General features: G+C 41.4%; 10 protein-coding genes. 1 reads left to right on the top strand and 9 read right to left on the bottom strand.

Features of this window, described 5'->3' with window-relative positions; translation table 11 throughout:
* The first annotated feature begins 28 nt into the window (after positions 1 to 28).
* Positions 29 to 562: an RNA polymerase sigma factor gene (locus B9Y87_RS04180; protein ID WP_085496415.1), complete on the top strand. Its 534-nt coding sequence runs from the start codon at positions 29 to 31 to the stop codon at positions 560 to 562.
* Positions 563 to 670: 108 nt separating this feature from the next.
* Here B9Y87_RS04180 and B9Y87_RS04175 read toward each other — a convergent pair whose 3' ends face one another.
* From B9Y87_RS04175 to B9Y87_RS04130, 9 genes are all read right to left on the bottom strand, one after another.
* Positions 671 to 2,203, bottom strand: a complete 1,533-nt coding sequence (locus tag B9Y87_RS04175) for a sulfatase family protein (protein ID WP_085496413.1) — start codon at positions 2,201 to 2,203, stop codon at positions 671 to 673.
* Positions 2,204 to 2,244: 41 nt separating this feature from the next.
* The gene (locus B9Y87_RS04170) at positions 2,245 to 2,514 is read right to left on the bottom strand and encodes a hypothetical protein (protein WP_139827135.1); all 270 of its coding nucleotides are present in this window, start codon (positions 2,512 to 2,514) and stop codon (positions 2,245 to 2,247) included.
* Positions 2,515 to 2,523: 9 nt separating this feature from the next.
* The gene (locus B9Y87_RS04165) at positions 2,524 to 3,393 is read right to left on the bottom strand and encodes a 3-keto-disaccharide hydrolase (protein ID WP_176225584.1); all 870 of its coding nucleotides are present in this window, start codon (positions 3,391 to 3,393) and stop codon (positions 2,524 to 2,526) included.
* Between the two features lie 28 nt (positions 3,394 to 3,421).
* The gene (locus B9Y87_RS04160) at positions 3,422 to 4,261 is read right to left on the bottom strand and encodes a sialate O-acetylesterase (RefSeq protein ID WP_085496407.1); all 840 of its coding nucleotides are present in this window, start codon (positions 4,259 to 4,261) and stop codon (positions 3,422 to 3,424) included.
* Positions 4,258 to 6,369 (bottom strand): Sip1-related alpha-galactosidase, encoded by a 2,112-nt coding sequence (locus B9Y87_RS04155; protein WP_085496405.1) that lies wholly within the window; start codon positions 6,367 to 6,369, stop codon positions 4,258 to 4,260. The genes B9Y87_RS04160 and B9Y87_RS04155 overlap by 4 nt, the downstream gene beginning before the upstream one ends.
* Before the next feature lie 80 nt (positions 6,370 to 6,449).
* Positions 6,450 to 8,231 (bottom strand): RagB/SusD family nutrient uptake outer membrane protein, encoded by a 1,782-nt coding sequence (locus B9Y87_RS04150; RefSeq protein ID WP_085496403.1) that lies wholly within the window; start codon positions 8,229 to 8,231, stop codon positions 6,450 to 6,452.
* Positions 8,232 to 8,246: 15 nt separating this feature from the next.
* The gene (locus B9Y87_RS04145; RefSeq protein ID WP_085496401.1) at positions 8,247 to 11,642 is read right to left on the bottom strand and encodes a SusC/RagA family TonB-linked outer membrane protein; all 3,396 of its coding nucleotides are present in this window, start codon (positions 11,640 to 11,642) and stop codon (positions 8,247 to 8,249) included.
* 204 nt (positions 11,643 to 11,846) lie between these two features.
* Positions 11,847 to 13,019 carry a FecR family protein gene (locus tag B9Y87_RS04140; protein ID WP_085496399.1) on the bottom strand — a complete coding sequence of 391 codons (1,173 nt, stop codon included), beginning with the start codon at positions 13,017 to 13,019 and terminating at the stop codon, positions 11,847 to 11,849.
* A gap of 159 nt (positions 13,020 to 13,178) precedes the next feature.
* Positions 13,179 to 13,775, bottom strand: a complete 597-nt coding sequence (locus B9Y87_RS04130) for an RNA polymerase sigma-70 factor (RefSeq protein WP_085496395.1) — start codon at positions 13,773 to 13,775, stop codon at positions 13,179 to 13,181.
* Between the last annotated feature and the right edge of the window lie 500 nt (positions 13,776 to 14,275).

The raw sequence follows: 14,275 nt of genomic DNA, 5'->3' as shown, positions 1-14,275 counted from the left end.
AAGTTTGTGTTAAAATAGGTTCCTCCATATGAACGAACATGAAATCATTCGAAAACTGCGCAAAGGGAAAACAAAGGCATATCAGTATTTATTTTCCGAATATTATGAATGGCTATGTAATTACGTTTTCAACCTATGCAACGATCGCGTATTGGCTGAAGATCTTGTACAAGAAGCTATTGTAGGTCTATGGGAAAAAAGAAAGACCATAGTTATAACCACATCGCTTAAAAACTACCTCTTTAAAACATGCCACAATCAATTTTTACAACATATCCGCAGCCGAAAAATCCAATTCGACACCTTGGATAAAATAAGATGGGACGTTATCTCAGAGGCAACCTTGGAAGAGGACCTCTATGAACTAAAAATGGAAAAATTAAATACCCTGATAAATCAGTTGCCTCCCCGTTGTAAGGAAATATTTATTCAAAATAAGTTGGAAAAAAGGAAGTATCAAGATATCGCATTAGACATGGGAATATCCGTAAAAACGGTAGAAAACCAAATGTCAAAGGCCCTTCATTTCTTACGGGCCAACGCCCATACTTTTTTATTGTAGGGGTTAATGACATCCGTATAAAGGGTGACTTTTCCTATTTCAACAATTCAATGATGCGGGTTTAAAATCGGGATTAGATTTAATAAGTATGGGTTCCCCAATTGACTTTTACTTTTTATAGTCCTTCTCCGTGAGGCTTAACAACACGGATTGTTGCCATACCCTCATCTGCTTCTCCAAATCGAGGGCAATGTCAGGGTATTCCTCAATAAGGTTTTTGGTTTCCCCTGGATCTTTGTGCACATTATAAAGTGCTTTGACCTCTTTCCCGCTGCGGTCTTCCATAATAAGTTTATATTCATTGTCCAGTATGGAACGGTTTCCCTGATAATCCCTTTCATCGATTTTGGGATGATGAAAGTTCTTAAAGGACCGAGTAAACTTACCTTCCGAAATCTTGGCCAAGGGTGTGGTACCTTCCTGTAATTCTGGAGAGATGTATGGATCTTTATCGTCCAAATGTCCCGTATCAAAATTCCAAAATTGGATTGGTTTTGAGCGTTCCCTCGCTTCACCCCTGATTACGGGCATAAGACTGATACCGTCCATAGGTCTTTTTGGGGGGGCTACGCCTGCCACTTCACAAACCGTCAAGAAAATATCCGTGGTCACTGCATTCAACCCGGATATAAACCCGTTTTTTATTTCTTGGGGCCACTCAATAATTCCCGGCACTTTTGTCCCCCCTTCATAAATGGTGCCCTTTAAACCCTTTAATTGGGAGTTATAGAGCCCACTGGCAGGAATTCCGTTATCGCCACAATACCAAATCAGGGTATTCTCTTTGATCCCTTCCTTCTCCAGATAGGACCTTAGCTTTCCTATGGCCCGATCCATCGCCGTTATTTCCGCATACCGGGCAGAGAGTACCGAATCCAAAGGTCTTTTAACCTGTTTTCCCGTTTTCAATGAAGTGATTTGCACATAGGTATTGCCCAAACTATCCGGAAGTTCTTGATAGCGGGCCAAATCTTCCGGTAAGGCCTCATAAGGTTCGTGGGGAGAGCCAAACCACACTACGGAAAAAAAAGGTTTCCTGCCCTCCTTTGCCGTATCAATAAAGGAAATCGTTTCGTCTATGATAACTTCCGAGCCTTCACCTAATATTTGAATGGGGGGAGCTCCATTTCTAGAAAGTACCGGGTTCATCTCAAAGAAATTATCATGCGATGCCCAAGTATCGAACCCCATGGCTCCTGGATTGGTGGGGGACTCTTTCTTTACCGGCCCAAGATGCCATTTGCCAAAGTGAGCTGTTGTATAGCCTGCATCTTTAAGCAATTGCGCAACGGAAATTTCCTCTGGCCGAATGGACCATCCCGGAGTGTACGTGCCATATCGATTTGGATGTCGACCCGTAATGATGCTGCCCCGCGTTGGGGAACATGTGGGATGTGCAGAATAAAACCGATCCAACACCAATCCATTTTTTGCCATATCGTCCAATACAGGTGTTTGGACAAAAGGGTGATGGTTGTAACCCGTTTCTTCCCATCCATGGTCGTCCCCCATCAACAAGATGATATTGGTCGGCAGTTGTGGACTTTCTTCTTTTACAGTTTTTGACTGTTTTGAGGCGCAACCCACCCCACAAAAAGTTATGCCAAGTAAAAAAAGGAGGATATGTGTTGTCTTTTTCATCGTAAAATCAATTAGCACTATAAATGTGGTTAACCTGAAAATTATTCAATTGAGCCATTCGTGTGCAAAGGCCTAATTTTAATATTTGTGAACCACACTGGGTCGTTGTAATCCTGTAAAACTATGTAATCTTCAGCAGCTTTTGCAAAATCTTCTTTACCGTAAAATTTAGAACCGGTTATCAAAGCTGCCCATTCCATTGTTCCTGTATCGATCTCTTCGATTTTTTTCTTTTCCGCAGACGAAGCGGAAAGAAGTAGGACACGGACCATGAAGAATGGGAATAGCAGTGTTCTAAACAATTTCATCATGCATTATTGTTATAGATTGGGCATTTTACTGATCGGCCCGATTCGAATATTTCTATAGAAAATCTCTGCCCCTTCCGATTGTAACTGAATCTTCCCCTTGGTCAATGGTGTGGATTTATCAGCTTCATAATACCTTATATCTTTCAGGTGCATGTTTTTTATACCGTTCACTACATGAATGCTTTCATCCCCAAAGGCATAAATATCCAAAGTGTTCCATTCGCCATAAGGTTTTTCATAATCAAATGATCGTTGGCAATACCTACTACCTCTCCAGTCAAACTCTTGCAGTGGCCCGGATGGGTTGTATTTAAATTTTCCATCCCCGTCCGTTTCTACATTGACTTTGGCCGTAGTAGCCTGTACACACCATAAATCGCCAGTATCGCCCTCCTGGATCTGGCATTCCACAGAGCTCATCCATACACCGCCCCGGGCGGCTTCCTTGCCAAAAGAATGATAAAGGATTCCACTATCGCGTTTGGCATTTTCCCTGGGCGGATATCTTTTCTCCCCATATTTAAATTCCAGTGTAAGGTGATAATCCTCAAATTCTTCTTCAGTTACCAATATCCCGAATACTTCTCCAGAAATTCGGATGACCTTCCCGCCATCCAATTCTACTACGGTGAACACCCCGAGCGGATCTTTGTTCAACCCAATGGGTTCCACATATTTACCATCTTCCATTTTAAGTCCGACCACTTTAGAGGTTGGCTCCGGTTGTCGCTGATAAGTATACCATCCGGACAGGTCTTTACCGTTAAACAGTTCCTTGTACCCTGATTCGGTTGAATTTTTCTGGGACCATCCATATGGAACCATAAGCATGCTTAACATTGCGAATGCCCAATTCACGGGATTACGGATAAAGTTCATTTTGATCATTTTATGGTGTTTCGTTCCCTTATTCAGAAATCAATTGTTGTATCATGACCTCTGCATATCTCTTGCCCAGTTCCCTTTGCGCGGCCGAATTAAAATGGAGGTTATCCCCCCTATGGTCCAACCCTTCGGAAGAAACAAGGAACAAGCTATCATCCCCTTCTTCAATCTGGGCTAGAATAGTGTTGATATCATCAAAATACGCTGCTTTCTCCTCCGGCCTGGCAAACCTTCCCAATTCTCCCATAACAATCGGAAGATCATCATTTGTAACGGCCACTCTGAATTTTGTGAACAGACCCAGCAGGGCATCTGAATAATTCGGCAGATCCCCGGCATTGGCATTACTTTCCCCCTGATGCCATATTATGCCTTTGATTACACCCTTCTTTCTGGCCAAAGCTACCTTCTGATAGAAGTTGGACAATAGGGCGACCCCTCTGTGTTCTTCATTGTCCACCCATTGAAAAACAGAGCTACCCCCTACTGCACACGGTACCAAGGCAATGGTGACCGAATCCGGGACTTTTGCCAGCAACTCTTGGGCAAAGCTCATCCCGCAATCCAATCCGGCAGCATTGGGCTCGTAAAAATGCAAGGGCTCCTTGGCCCCGACCCATTGATTCCTGCTGTTTATGGCAATGATCCGCTCATAGGAAACCAAGTCTTGTAGTTCTACCCCTCCCCTACCGGCCATATTGGACTGACCGGCCATCAGAAATATCCAAATGTTCGGGTCTTCGGATTTGGTCTCTTTTTCCCCTGTGTCCACAGGGTCTATTTGTTCTGCCCTGCACGAAAGCGTTACCAACAAAAGCAATACGAGCAAAGGCCAATTGTATTTGTTTCTTCTATTTATCATTGCCTGGAAATTGTAATTTCATTAAAACCTGATCCAACATATTGTCCATAATAAAAACCATTGCCAATACTCTTAAAATCGAATTCACTGCTTTTTAGTGATCGATTACCAGAATACAGTACAATGCTGCCAGGTTCTTCCATCCAGATTACCAGTTCCTCTTGGGACGATTTAACAATATCGACCGTGGAAGGACCTAGGTATTTGTCGTTCCGGCCTATTACCGACCATCCTTTCTCTATTGGACTTACAAGAAACAATTTATGGCCAAATCCGCCAATTTCAAAATCGATCCCATCATTGCCGAGTACTTGACCTCTTTGCTCTTTCCAATCATAAATAACCAATCCTTCTTCCGGGAGTTCCCAAAATCCCGGAAAGGGTTGGATCATGGCCGAGGCCTGGGTATAATCTTCCGGGCTTATAGTGCCTCTTAAAGCTCCATCGGTAACGATGCTTAAATTATAGGCCACAATAGCACAAGATTTGTTTTTTAAGGGAGCAATGGTTTGGTAGGCGGCACCGGATTCGTACAGAGCATCGTTAAAGACAGATTTTGGTAGGGGAACCCCGGGTGCCTCTGGCCGAATGAGTTTGCCATTGGCAAAACACAAAGGATCTATTACACCGGACATAAACTCCGCTGGGTCGTCGGACAAGTAAATCGGCCCACCGGATAATGCCTTGGTCACGGACATCGTTTCTCCCACCTGGGTGTCGGAAGAATGAAACATATCATGGTCTGGCCATAGGGTTTGCCCCAACCACAACACATTAAAAACCGACTGTAGAATCTGCGATTTGGAGGTCTTTAAATCGTTCTTTATATAATCGGGGCTTGTACGCATAGTAGCACTATTGCTGGCATTAAGCATATCTATGGTGTTTTGTGCACTACAATTCATTAAACCGATCCCTTCTTCAAGGCAAGCCTTTTCGAGTGCCAGAACATTTTCGCTTTGTGCCCTGACCGCATTTTCGCTCCCATAGTATTCCTCAGTAGACCTTGAAACATTGTCCGTTTTCATAAAATCGAACCCCTGGGCCTTGATCATAGATACGAGATAATCGTAAAAGGCCGTACTGGACTCCATATCATCTTTGGGCAAAAGCCCATCTTCCCTATTGGGGTTCGGCATGAGGTAAGGGGTGAGTTCCTTCATTTTATGGTCTACATGGACTCCCTGCCAATGGGAAAGGAACCCGTGCCAAATACCCATCCACTTAATTCCTTCCTCGGTTTTTCGGGAAACGATGGGATCCCATCCGTTCGGGAATTTTTGTTGGTCGGGCTTAAAGGAAAGCAATTTGAGGTTATTATCGTCCTGATGACCATCATCGATCAAGAACCACCGCACCGGCACTTCTGATTTTTCAATGTTATCAATAGCCTTTACCAGCGTGGGTTCATCTATTTTTTTCTTGTATTGTTCCCAGGTACACCAGCCCAGATACCCCAATGGTTCTGGATATTTCTTTGAATATCGCAAGCTGGCGGTGGCCCCTACGGCCGCATCCTTTAGGGCCAATTCCCAAGTTTTTGCAAGGGACTCATAGAGGTTTTCAGATTCGTACCAGGCCAATAATGGCACTTTGGCATCCAAAGGGACCTTAGCCGTACCAAGGGTGCCATAATCAACTGTGAGTTTACCGTCCTTGGCAACCTCTAACCAGCTTACACTTGCGGCACCTGACAATGGCAAAAGGGTAAGGTAGTTTCCATTTTTTAGTTTGAAAAGCATGGTAAGTGCACGTCTATTGGCATTTGCTATCCTTGGCGGCGCCGGTGACCTGGGCTCGAATATTGACCTTAAATCGTTTGACCCCACCCAGGGAAACATACGATTACTGGCCCCTATCCAACGAAAATGAACGGAATCCGCGGCAACATGACAAAACTTTTCAAACTCCGGCAAAATAATTTGTCGTTGTGAGGTCACATTCGAAGGATCCGGTACTTCGAGCACGATTACATTTTTTTCGACTCCTTGCGCTATATCAATACTTTTTCCCACGGAAGTATCCCTGCCCGGTTCTTCTGAACAGGAAACAAAAATCAACACCATAGATATCATGGTGCAACATGCCTTATATAATGAAATTTTCATATGAATTTTAGTTTAAGGTAGTAAACCTCGATTTTAACCCATCTTGAATTCATCAACTCAAGATGGGTTATTGAAGTGATTTAGTCCATTCCATCCGGTTTGTCCTGTTCCGTATCCGTAAGGGGGAGAATATTCGTCTCCGATCCAGGATATCCAGGTGTCTGATTTAGATGGCCCAAAGAATTTTCCCGGATATGCACTTCCTTTATCGGCCAATATACATGGTACGGCAACATTCTATAAATATTGGCCCCTTGTAAAATCTCTTCAACATAGAAATGGTTCCTGCGCATTACCCGATCATAAAACCAATTGTTGGTGGTCATGTTCTCCAAAGTATACCCATCCCTGTTAAGGGATGCCATTATGTAGGCCACACGGGTAAGTTCTGTTTTTCTAGGGGATTCAAAATACAGTTCGCGTGCCCTTTCGTCAAAAATATAATCCAGATCCACTGCGTCCACCAGTGATGCCTGGGCCCGGGCCCGAACCACATTTACGTCGGCAGTGGCACGGGGAATATCACCTTTCCACCAATATGCTTCCGCCCTCAACAAATAAAGTTCTGCAAGACGATAAATATACTCATCGCTAGTGGACCGATCCGCTTGATTATTCCCTGACTCATCAATGTAGATCAATTTGTTGTACGCTATAGGGTACCACTGTCGAATATCGGTTACCGAAGCCGGATCAAAAGGTTGGCCGTAATATGCCGAACTGGGATCGTTATACACATATCTTTCCATACCAAACCAGTTATTATGCGAATACCTTAGGTCATCGGGATCTTCCCACCTCATATCCCGAAAATACTGGGAGGGTACCATACGTCCTACACCCCTACCCAATTGTTGGATCATGTTCAACCCTTTCCCATAATCAAGATCGGTACATGCACGTGTACCATTTGGATCCCTGGCCTGCCACCAAGTTGGGCTTGTATCCCTACTTTTAGCTGTATTTTGAGACCCAATAGTATTGAATTGATTCTGGGAAACCAGAATCTTCTCCGTGTTTTCAGCCAAACTCTTGTTATTTTTTTGGTGCAGATCCCATAGCACGTCAAAATCATTTGAATCCAAAAATGAGAAGGTAAGAAATTCCGGCTCCGTAGTTCCAAATCGTTCCGTCATTAAAGCATATTTTCCATCATTGATCACCTTTGAAGCTTCTGCAATGGCCTTGTCAAACTCACGAATGGACAGATAACACTTTGTCAACAAAAAGGAACCTGCCGCCTGGTTAACATCCCCGGGCTGTACATCTACAGGTAAATACTGCACCGCAAATTCCATGTCCTTGGTAATTCGTTGAAGAACGGCTTCCCTGGAATGGGTGTAAAAATCCAATTTAGGGGAGGTAACTTCCTCTGCAACAAAGGGAACATCCCCAAATTGGTGTACCAAACGGTAATACCAATAAGATCTGTGGAACAAAGCCTTGGCCATTACTTCATTGAGTTCGGAAGCCGTAAGTTCAATTTCAGGTGCCCTTGAAATAATAACATTGGCATTCTTTATACTCCTAAAAGCCAAATTCCAATAGACAATACATTCATTGTCCTCAGTTGAATTTGGGGTCATTTGCAGTTCAAAGTTATGAAGTACATCTCCAGGAGGGGCTCCATTTACCGTAAAATCCGAATAATTCCATTCCCCCAAAAGAAGATTGCCGTCATTCTGCCCCTTTTCCTCCCTGAGGCTGCTATTTAAGGTTACAATAAGGCCATCCATTCCCGCTTTATCGATAAGGGTGTTTTCTGGGGAAAAGAACGACAGCGGATCCGGTTCCAACCTATCTATGGAACAGCCGGAGACCATAAGTATTGCTATAATTAATAGATATTTATAATTTTTCATCTTGTTGATTTTAAATTAAAAAGTTAGATCAAATCCGATTGCCGTTATGAGCGGGGTTGCCTGGCCGGTTTCTACATCCCAACCGTATTCCCAACCTCCGAGGGAAAAGGCCGGAAGATTTTGAACATTGGCATATAGCCTTAGGGATTGGATCTTGAGCTTATCAGCTAATTTCTGGGGAAAAGTATAGCCCATGGATATATTTTGTATCCTGATAAAGGACTTATCATCATACCAATCGGTAGCCGGTGAAGAATTCTTCGAAGACAATCTTGCCCACTCATTTGTGGGGTTATCGGGCGTCCAATATGGCGTTACTATCTTATTAAGCCTTTGCTGTTGAACCCTAAAATTAAAATGTTCATTATTAGATCCTTTATGGCCCAATAAGGCATTTGCGAAAATGGAGAAATCGAAATTCTTGTAGACAAAATCATTTCTCAAACTCGCACGGTACCTAGGCGTTTTATTCCCTTGAAAGACCTGATCATCAAAATTGATAACGCCGTCGTCATTCACATCCATAAGCTTTACATCCCCTGGTTGGCGGCCATAAACAGTAGCTTCATCCTCTTCCCCCAACTGCCATATCCCTAAAATCTTATAATCGAATATTTCATCAATAGCATGTCCTATATACCAATCGTTGCCGATATCATCCTTTTCTTTTTGGCCGATCACATTGCCTTCGCCATCCAGTACATCTTCCATATCCCCATAAAGGCTTTTGATTTTGTTGCGGTTATGTGATAATACCAGGCCCGATCTCCAGGAGAAATTCCCACTTTCTATATTTACAGTGTTCAATGAAATCTCGAATCCTTTATTTTCAACCTCACCTAGGTTCGCGAACACACCGGTATATCCGGTAAGAATGGGCAAAGACCTGTTGAGCAATAGATCATTGGTTACACCTTGGTAATATTCCAAGGTTCCCGATACCCGTGAACCGAACAAACTAAACTCCAAGGCCACATCATAGGTTTCCGTGGTTTCCCATTTTAGCCCGAGATTGGCCAGATCTGTAGCATTTATACCTACCACCGTGGATCGGTCATAGATATAATTGGTGCCTTCCAATCTTGACAGGGCGGAATATATCCCTATCTCCCTATTGCCATTTTTTCCCCATGAAGCTCTAAGGCTTAAATCGTTCATCGATTCGCTCTTCAGGAAATTTTCATCTGAAAGTCTCCACCTAAGCCCTATGGACGGGAAGGTAGCATATGGGTTATTGGCACCAAAAGCCGAATAGCCATCCCTTCTCACAGCAGCGGTTACATAATAACGGTTGTGGAAATTGTATGCCAATCTCGCCATCATGGCATCTGCAGTAGCGCGTGTATCGTTGGAACCTACAACCGGGTTTTCCCCAATTCCCAAATTATGATATGAAAGATTGTCATTAGGGCTAAAGATGGAGTTGGACTGTGTACTTTCATAGGTTTTGGCCTCTTCAATATTATATAACAAGGTTAGATCAAAGTTATGGTCGTCAAAACTTTTTTTCCAATTAACGATGTTGTCTACCATCCACCGATTTTCAAATTGGTCGCTCCTAGATCCCAGGTCACCACCATCCCCCAGTGTTGCTATGGCAGGCCTAAATCGGTAATCCTGAACGAAATTGGATCGATTGGACCAGTTAACACGGTATGAAAACCCTAAGGGCAATGATAATTTTGCATAGAGATTGGTAAAATACTCGCGTTGTCTAAAATAATTATCCCTATAAGTATACAAGAACGGGTTGGACGACAGCGCATCATCATAGGGCAAATGTTTAATTTCACCATCATCATAGAACAAGCTCCCGAAAGGGCTCTGAACTTCATAACTCCCACTACCCGGTATACCGGTAGGTTGTTTTAAGTGAAGGGTCTGCATATTGAGTCCAATTGTCAATGCATTGCTGATTTTGGACTCTATATTAAGTCTTCCCCTAAGTGATTCACTTTCCTGAAAAAGTATAATTCCTTCGTTTTTCACATGGCCCAGGGATCCATAATAACTTACACGATCCGATTTCCCAGAAACACTAATGGTATTGTTCAACCGAAGACCCGTTTGATAAACAAGATCTTTCCAATCCAATGTATTACCTGCCGCAATATTATCTTTTTCTACCTGGTTCAACTCCAACCTATCGTACCATATTAGATTGGGATCGGTAGAGGTTCCGCCAAGCCCATCATATTCCAACCAATCATTGATGGTAACACCGGAGGGAAGATTGTTCGGGTTACTATAATAACCATTCTCCTTAGGAACCATCTGATCGAACACATCGCCTTTATAATCCAAGAAATTATCGGGACCATACACTTCCTGCATTAGGCCCGCATGTGCAAATCCTGTTGAACTTCTAAGGTTTATGATCGGTTTTCCCTCTTTACCTTTTTTTGTGGTGATAATAATTACCCCGGACGCTGCCCTAGAACCATATATAGATGATGCACTGGCATCTTTCAGCACGTTTACACTCTCAATATCCGCCGGATTGATACTGGAAATATTTCCTTGATAAATTACGTCGTCAACGACCAATAATGGAGAATTATCGGCACCAAGGGATGTGATACCCCTTACCACAATACTGGATTCCCCTGAAGGACCGGTACTGGTACCAACGTTCAATCCTGGCAATGAACCGCGCATAAGCTCTGTTAGATTAGTGGCACTCGGCTGCCTGTCTACGGCTTTTTGATCAAAAGAAGATACGGCCCCGGTCAAATCTTTTTTAACAGCCGTACCGTACCCGATCACTATAACCTCTTCCAAAGAGGCAGTATCTTCGAGCAACTGTACTTTTATGGTTTCATCTTGGGTAATGGTGATGCGTTGGGTCAAAAAACCCACGTAAGAGATCTCCAAAATTCCACCATGGGAAACTGTTATCCCAAAAACACCATCAAAATCGGATTGCGTTCCGTTATCGGTTCCTTTTTCAACAACGCTCGCACCGGGCAACGGCTGGCCGTCCTGATCTGTTATGGTACCGGAAACTTGGTATTCTGCCTGCTCTTCTTCTATAATTTTTTGGGGGTTTTTCTTTATGAGTATGGCATCGTTTGCTGTTACGGTAATATTAAGGTTGCTCTGGGACAGACTTTCCTTTAACAGCTTGTTCGTTCTTATTACGCCTTTTCGCAAATGTACTTTGGGATAGTCCTTAAATATGCCTTCCTCATAAAAGAACCTGTATTCTGTCTGCTCCATAATAAGATCGAATACTTGATCCACACTTAGTATCTTGTCTTCTTCAATTTTTATTTTGGAATTTTGGGAGACAACATCTACGGGTGTTAAAGCAAAAAGGGTAGCGCAAAATAAGAAAATGAATGTACGCATAATGAATATAAAGAGCATTTTCCCATAAGGGAAACCAGCCCTATTAAGATTATTTTTCATAAATTGGTCGCTTATTTATTAGTTAATTATTTTAATTAATTGATAATGATACTAGGGGATAGAGCTTTATACTTTAGTCGGTTAAACTTTATCTCCTTTTTTTGTTTTTTTTTATTTCATTGGCTACATTGTTTTATAGTTAATCCGGGTCTATCCTATTTGGTCTCCTTGGACCAATGATCAATTCCTCTGTTTTGTTCAATGCTATTTGATAATTATGGTCTTATTTTTTATTTCATAATTATTAATGGTACTGGACGTCATAATATTGAGAATCTCCTCAATAGATTGATATTTATCCAAGACTCCTTTGAATTTTAAAGATTCCAGTTCCTTATTTTCAAATACGACATCTACATCGTACCATCTGGATATTACTTTCATTATATTTTTTAAAGGCATGCCTTTAAAGCTGAAAATTCCATTCTTCCATGAAGTCTCCACATTTACATCAACAACTGTTACTTTAATACGATTATTCTCCAGATTTAAGTGCGACTGTTGGTTTGGAGTTAAATATTGTTTTAAGTCCCCACTGCCCACTACCACTTTTCCTTCCACCAAGGTGGTATACACATTGGTATCATCCTTGTATGCCTTTATATTAAATTCGGTTCCCAAAACTTCAACCTCCTGGGCCTTGTTCATCACCCTGAATTTTGAACCTCCATGCTCCGTGCTTGGGGAGACATCAAAATAAGCCTCTCCATAAACCAGCTCCACTTCCCGGACCTTACCTTCCTCAAAATGTACAGGATACTTCAACTGGGTCTCGGAATTTAACCAAACCTCTGTACCATCGGATAGAACAACATTAAATTGTCCTCCCCTTGGTATGGTCAAATAGTTGTAAACCATCTCTTTGGGTTTTCCCCCAACAGCTTTGTAAACTATTTTTTCCCCATCACTGTTTGCATTTTGGGTTTTAACCGCATTCCCCTTTTGCAATGCTACCACAGAACCGTCCCCTAAGGTCAAGGTAGCTTTATCCGTACCAGGTACGACAGTGTTGACCACATTGTTCGGGGTGTTCTCCTGGGGAGTATTGTACTTATTGTCACTTAAAAAATAAGATGTTGCAAGAATGCCGATTAAAACTGCCGCTGCAGCATATTTCAAGATGGAATAGGTCTTTTTGGCCTTAACGGGCAGATGTTCGTCTTTATTCGCTTCCAATATATTATTATAAATACGTTTGGCGACTTCCTCTTCCAGATCCGGATAGTCCTCCAGTAATTTTGAGACCTCTTCATAAGTAGGAACACTGGAAAAATCTTTGGAATTTTTGAAATAAGCAATAATTTGGCGCAGTTCTTCTTCTGAACACTCGCGTCTTATATATTTATTGAACAACTCTTTATTTTCAATTGATTTCATGATAATTATATCAACGTTAACAGATATAATACCCTTGAAACCTTATGGAATACTATTGAAGTTGTATTTTTTTATGGTTATTTTTAATGATATGATAAAAAATGAAATGGCAAATTATCAAAAAACCATTGTTAATGCGCTTATAATGATGATTTTAGCTTATACCCAATCTGTATAAAACAATAAAAGTCCAAGCCCGATTTCCTTATTTTTTAATATAAAATCGCGAAGAATCTCTAAGGAAGTACTCATTTGATTCCGCACCGTACTAATTGAAATACCCAATTCTTCGGCTATTTCTTCATAGCTTTTATTTTCATTTCTGGACATTTCGAAAATTTTCCTCCTTCTCGGCGATAATTTGTCCAACGCCTTTTGCTTTAGGGATTCCAACTCCAATTCCCGCACATAAAGATCTGTAGAGTCGACAAATTTTTGTTTCCCATAAAAAACCGCTTCCCTAAGCTTTCTGTTATTGGCCGCCTTTTTCAGAAATTTTATGGTTTTGTTTCGGGTAATGGTAAAAAGGTAGGACTTGAATGACATTTCAGGCTTTAAGGATCTTCGCTTGATCCAAATTTTCATAAAAACATCCTGAACTATTTCCTCGGCATATTCTTCTGAACAAACCATACTTAAACTGAATTTGTAAAGGTCATTCCGATAAGAATCAAAGAGTTTACGAAAGGCCTTTTCATTGCCTTTAATAAGCTCATTAACTAATAATCTATCGCCTTCTACCCTATTCTTCGTCACTCCTTTTCTTAGTAAAATTTAAATTATTCATGCAAAAAAACCTAATGTCGTAAAGTCAAACTTTGATCAATTAAATCGCTCAATATTAAACAAATTTTATTTATTCCTGACAACATAATGTTGTTAGTATATGTTTTAGTGTTCATTTTTACTTTAGAGGCATTAACGATAAAATTGAAGAAATAAAAAACAAAAACAATGAAAAATCAATTGATTAACAGTGTTTTTACCTACCTATTTCTAGGTGTTTCGCTATGACAGCATACGATGTATTGTTTCAAATAGATGATTACCAGGATTTTGATTATGCCTATCAAAATCCAACCCCTTTATGGACACTCGATTTATAAATAGCTCAAGAACGTACTTATTGTGTGTAATTAACGGGCCGAATTTACAAAGAAAACAAAACGATTTAATGTGATTCAAATTCTAGGATGTCTGGTGTATTTTTATGTTTAACCATTGTAGTCAAAAATAAAAGTGTTCAGCTCAAAATA

The sequence above is a fragment of the Arenibacter troitsensis genome (genome assembly GCF_900177645.1).
Classification (GTDB): Bacteria; Bacteroidota; Bacteroidia; order Flavobacteriales; family Flavobacteriaceae; genus Arenibacter; species Arenibacter troitsensis.
This window is presented reverse-complemented; position numbering and strand designations above follow the sequence as displayed.

Excerpts from the sequence above, each read along its gene's own strand:
- B9Y87_RS04155 (WP_085496405.1), bottom strand. The coding sequence starts at position 6,369 with ATGAAAATTTCATTATATAAGGCATGTTGCACCATGATATCTATGGTG.
- B9Y87_RS04150 (WP_085496403.1), bottom strand. The coding sequence starts at position 8,231 with ATGAAAAATTATAAATATCTATTAATTATAGCAATACTTATGGTCTCC.
- B9Y87_RS04165 (WP_176225584.1), bottom strand. The coding sequence starts at position 3,393 with ATGAACTTTATCCGTAATCCCGTGAATTGGGCATTCGCAATGTTAAGC.
- B9Y87_RS04180 (WP_085496415.1), top strand. The coding sequence starts at position 29 with ATGAACGAACATGAAATCATTCGAAAACTGCGCAAAGGGAAAACAAAG.
- B9Y87_RS04160 (WP_085496407.1), bottom strand. The coding sequence starts at position 4,261 with ATGATAAATAGAAGAAACAAATACAATTGGCCTTTGCTCGTATTGCTT.
- B9Y87_RS04140 (WP_085496399.1), bottom strand. The coding sequence starts at position 13,019 with ATGAAATCAATTGAAAATAAAGAGTTGTTCAATAAATATATAAGACGC.
- B9Y87_RS04175 (WP_085496413.1), bottom strand. The coding sequence starts at position 2,203 with ATGAAAAAGACAACACATATCCTCCTTTTTTTACTTGGCATAACTTTT.
- B9Y87_RS04170 (WP_139827135.1), bottom strand. The coding sequence starts at position 2,514 with ATGATGAAATTGTTTAGAACACTGCTATTCCCATTCTTCATGGTCCGT.
- B9Y87_RS04145 (WP_085496401.1), bottom strand. The coding sequence starts at position 11,642 with ATGAAAAATAATCTTAATAGGGCTGGTTTCCCTTATGGGAAAATGCTC.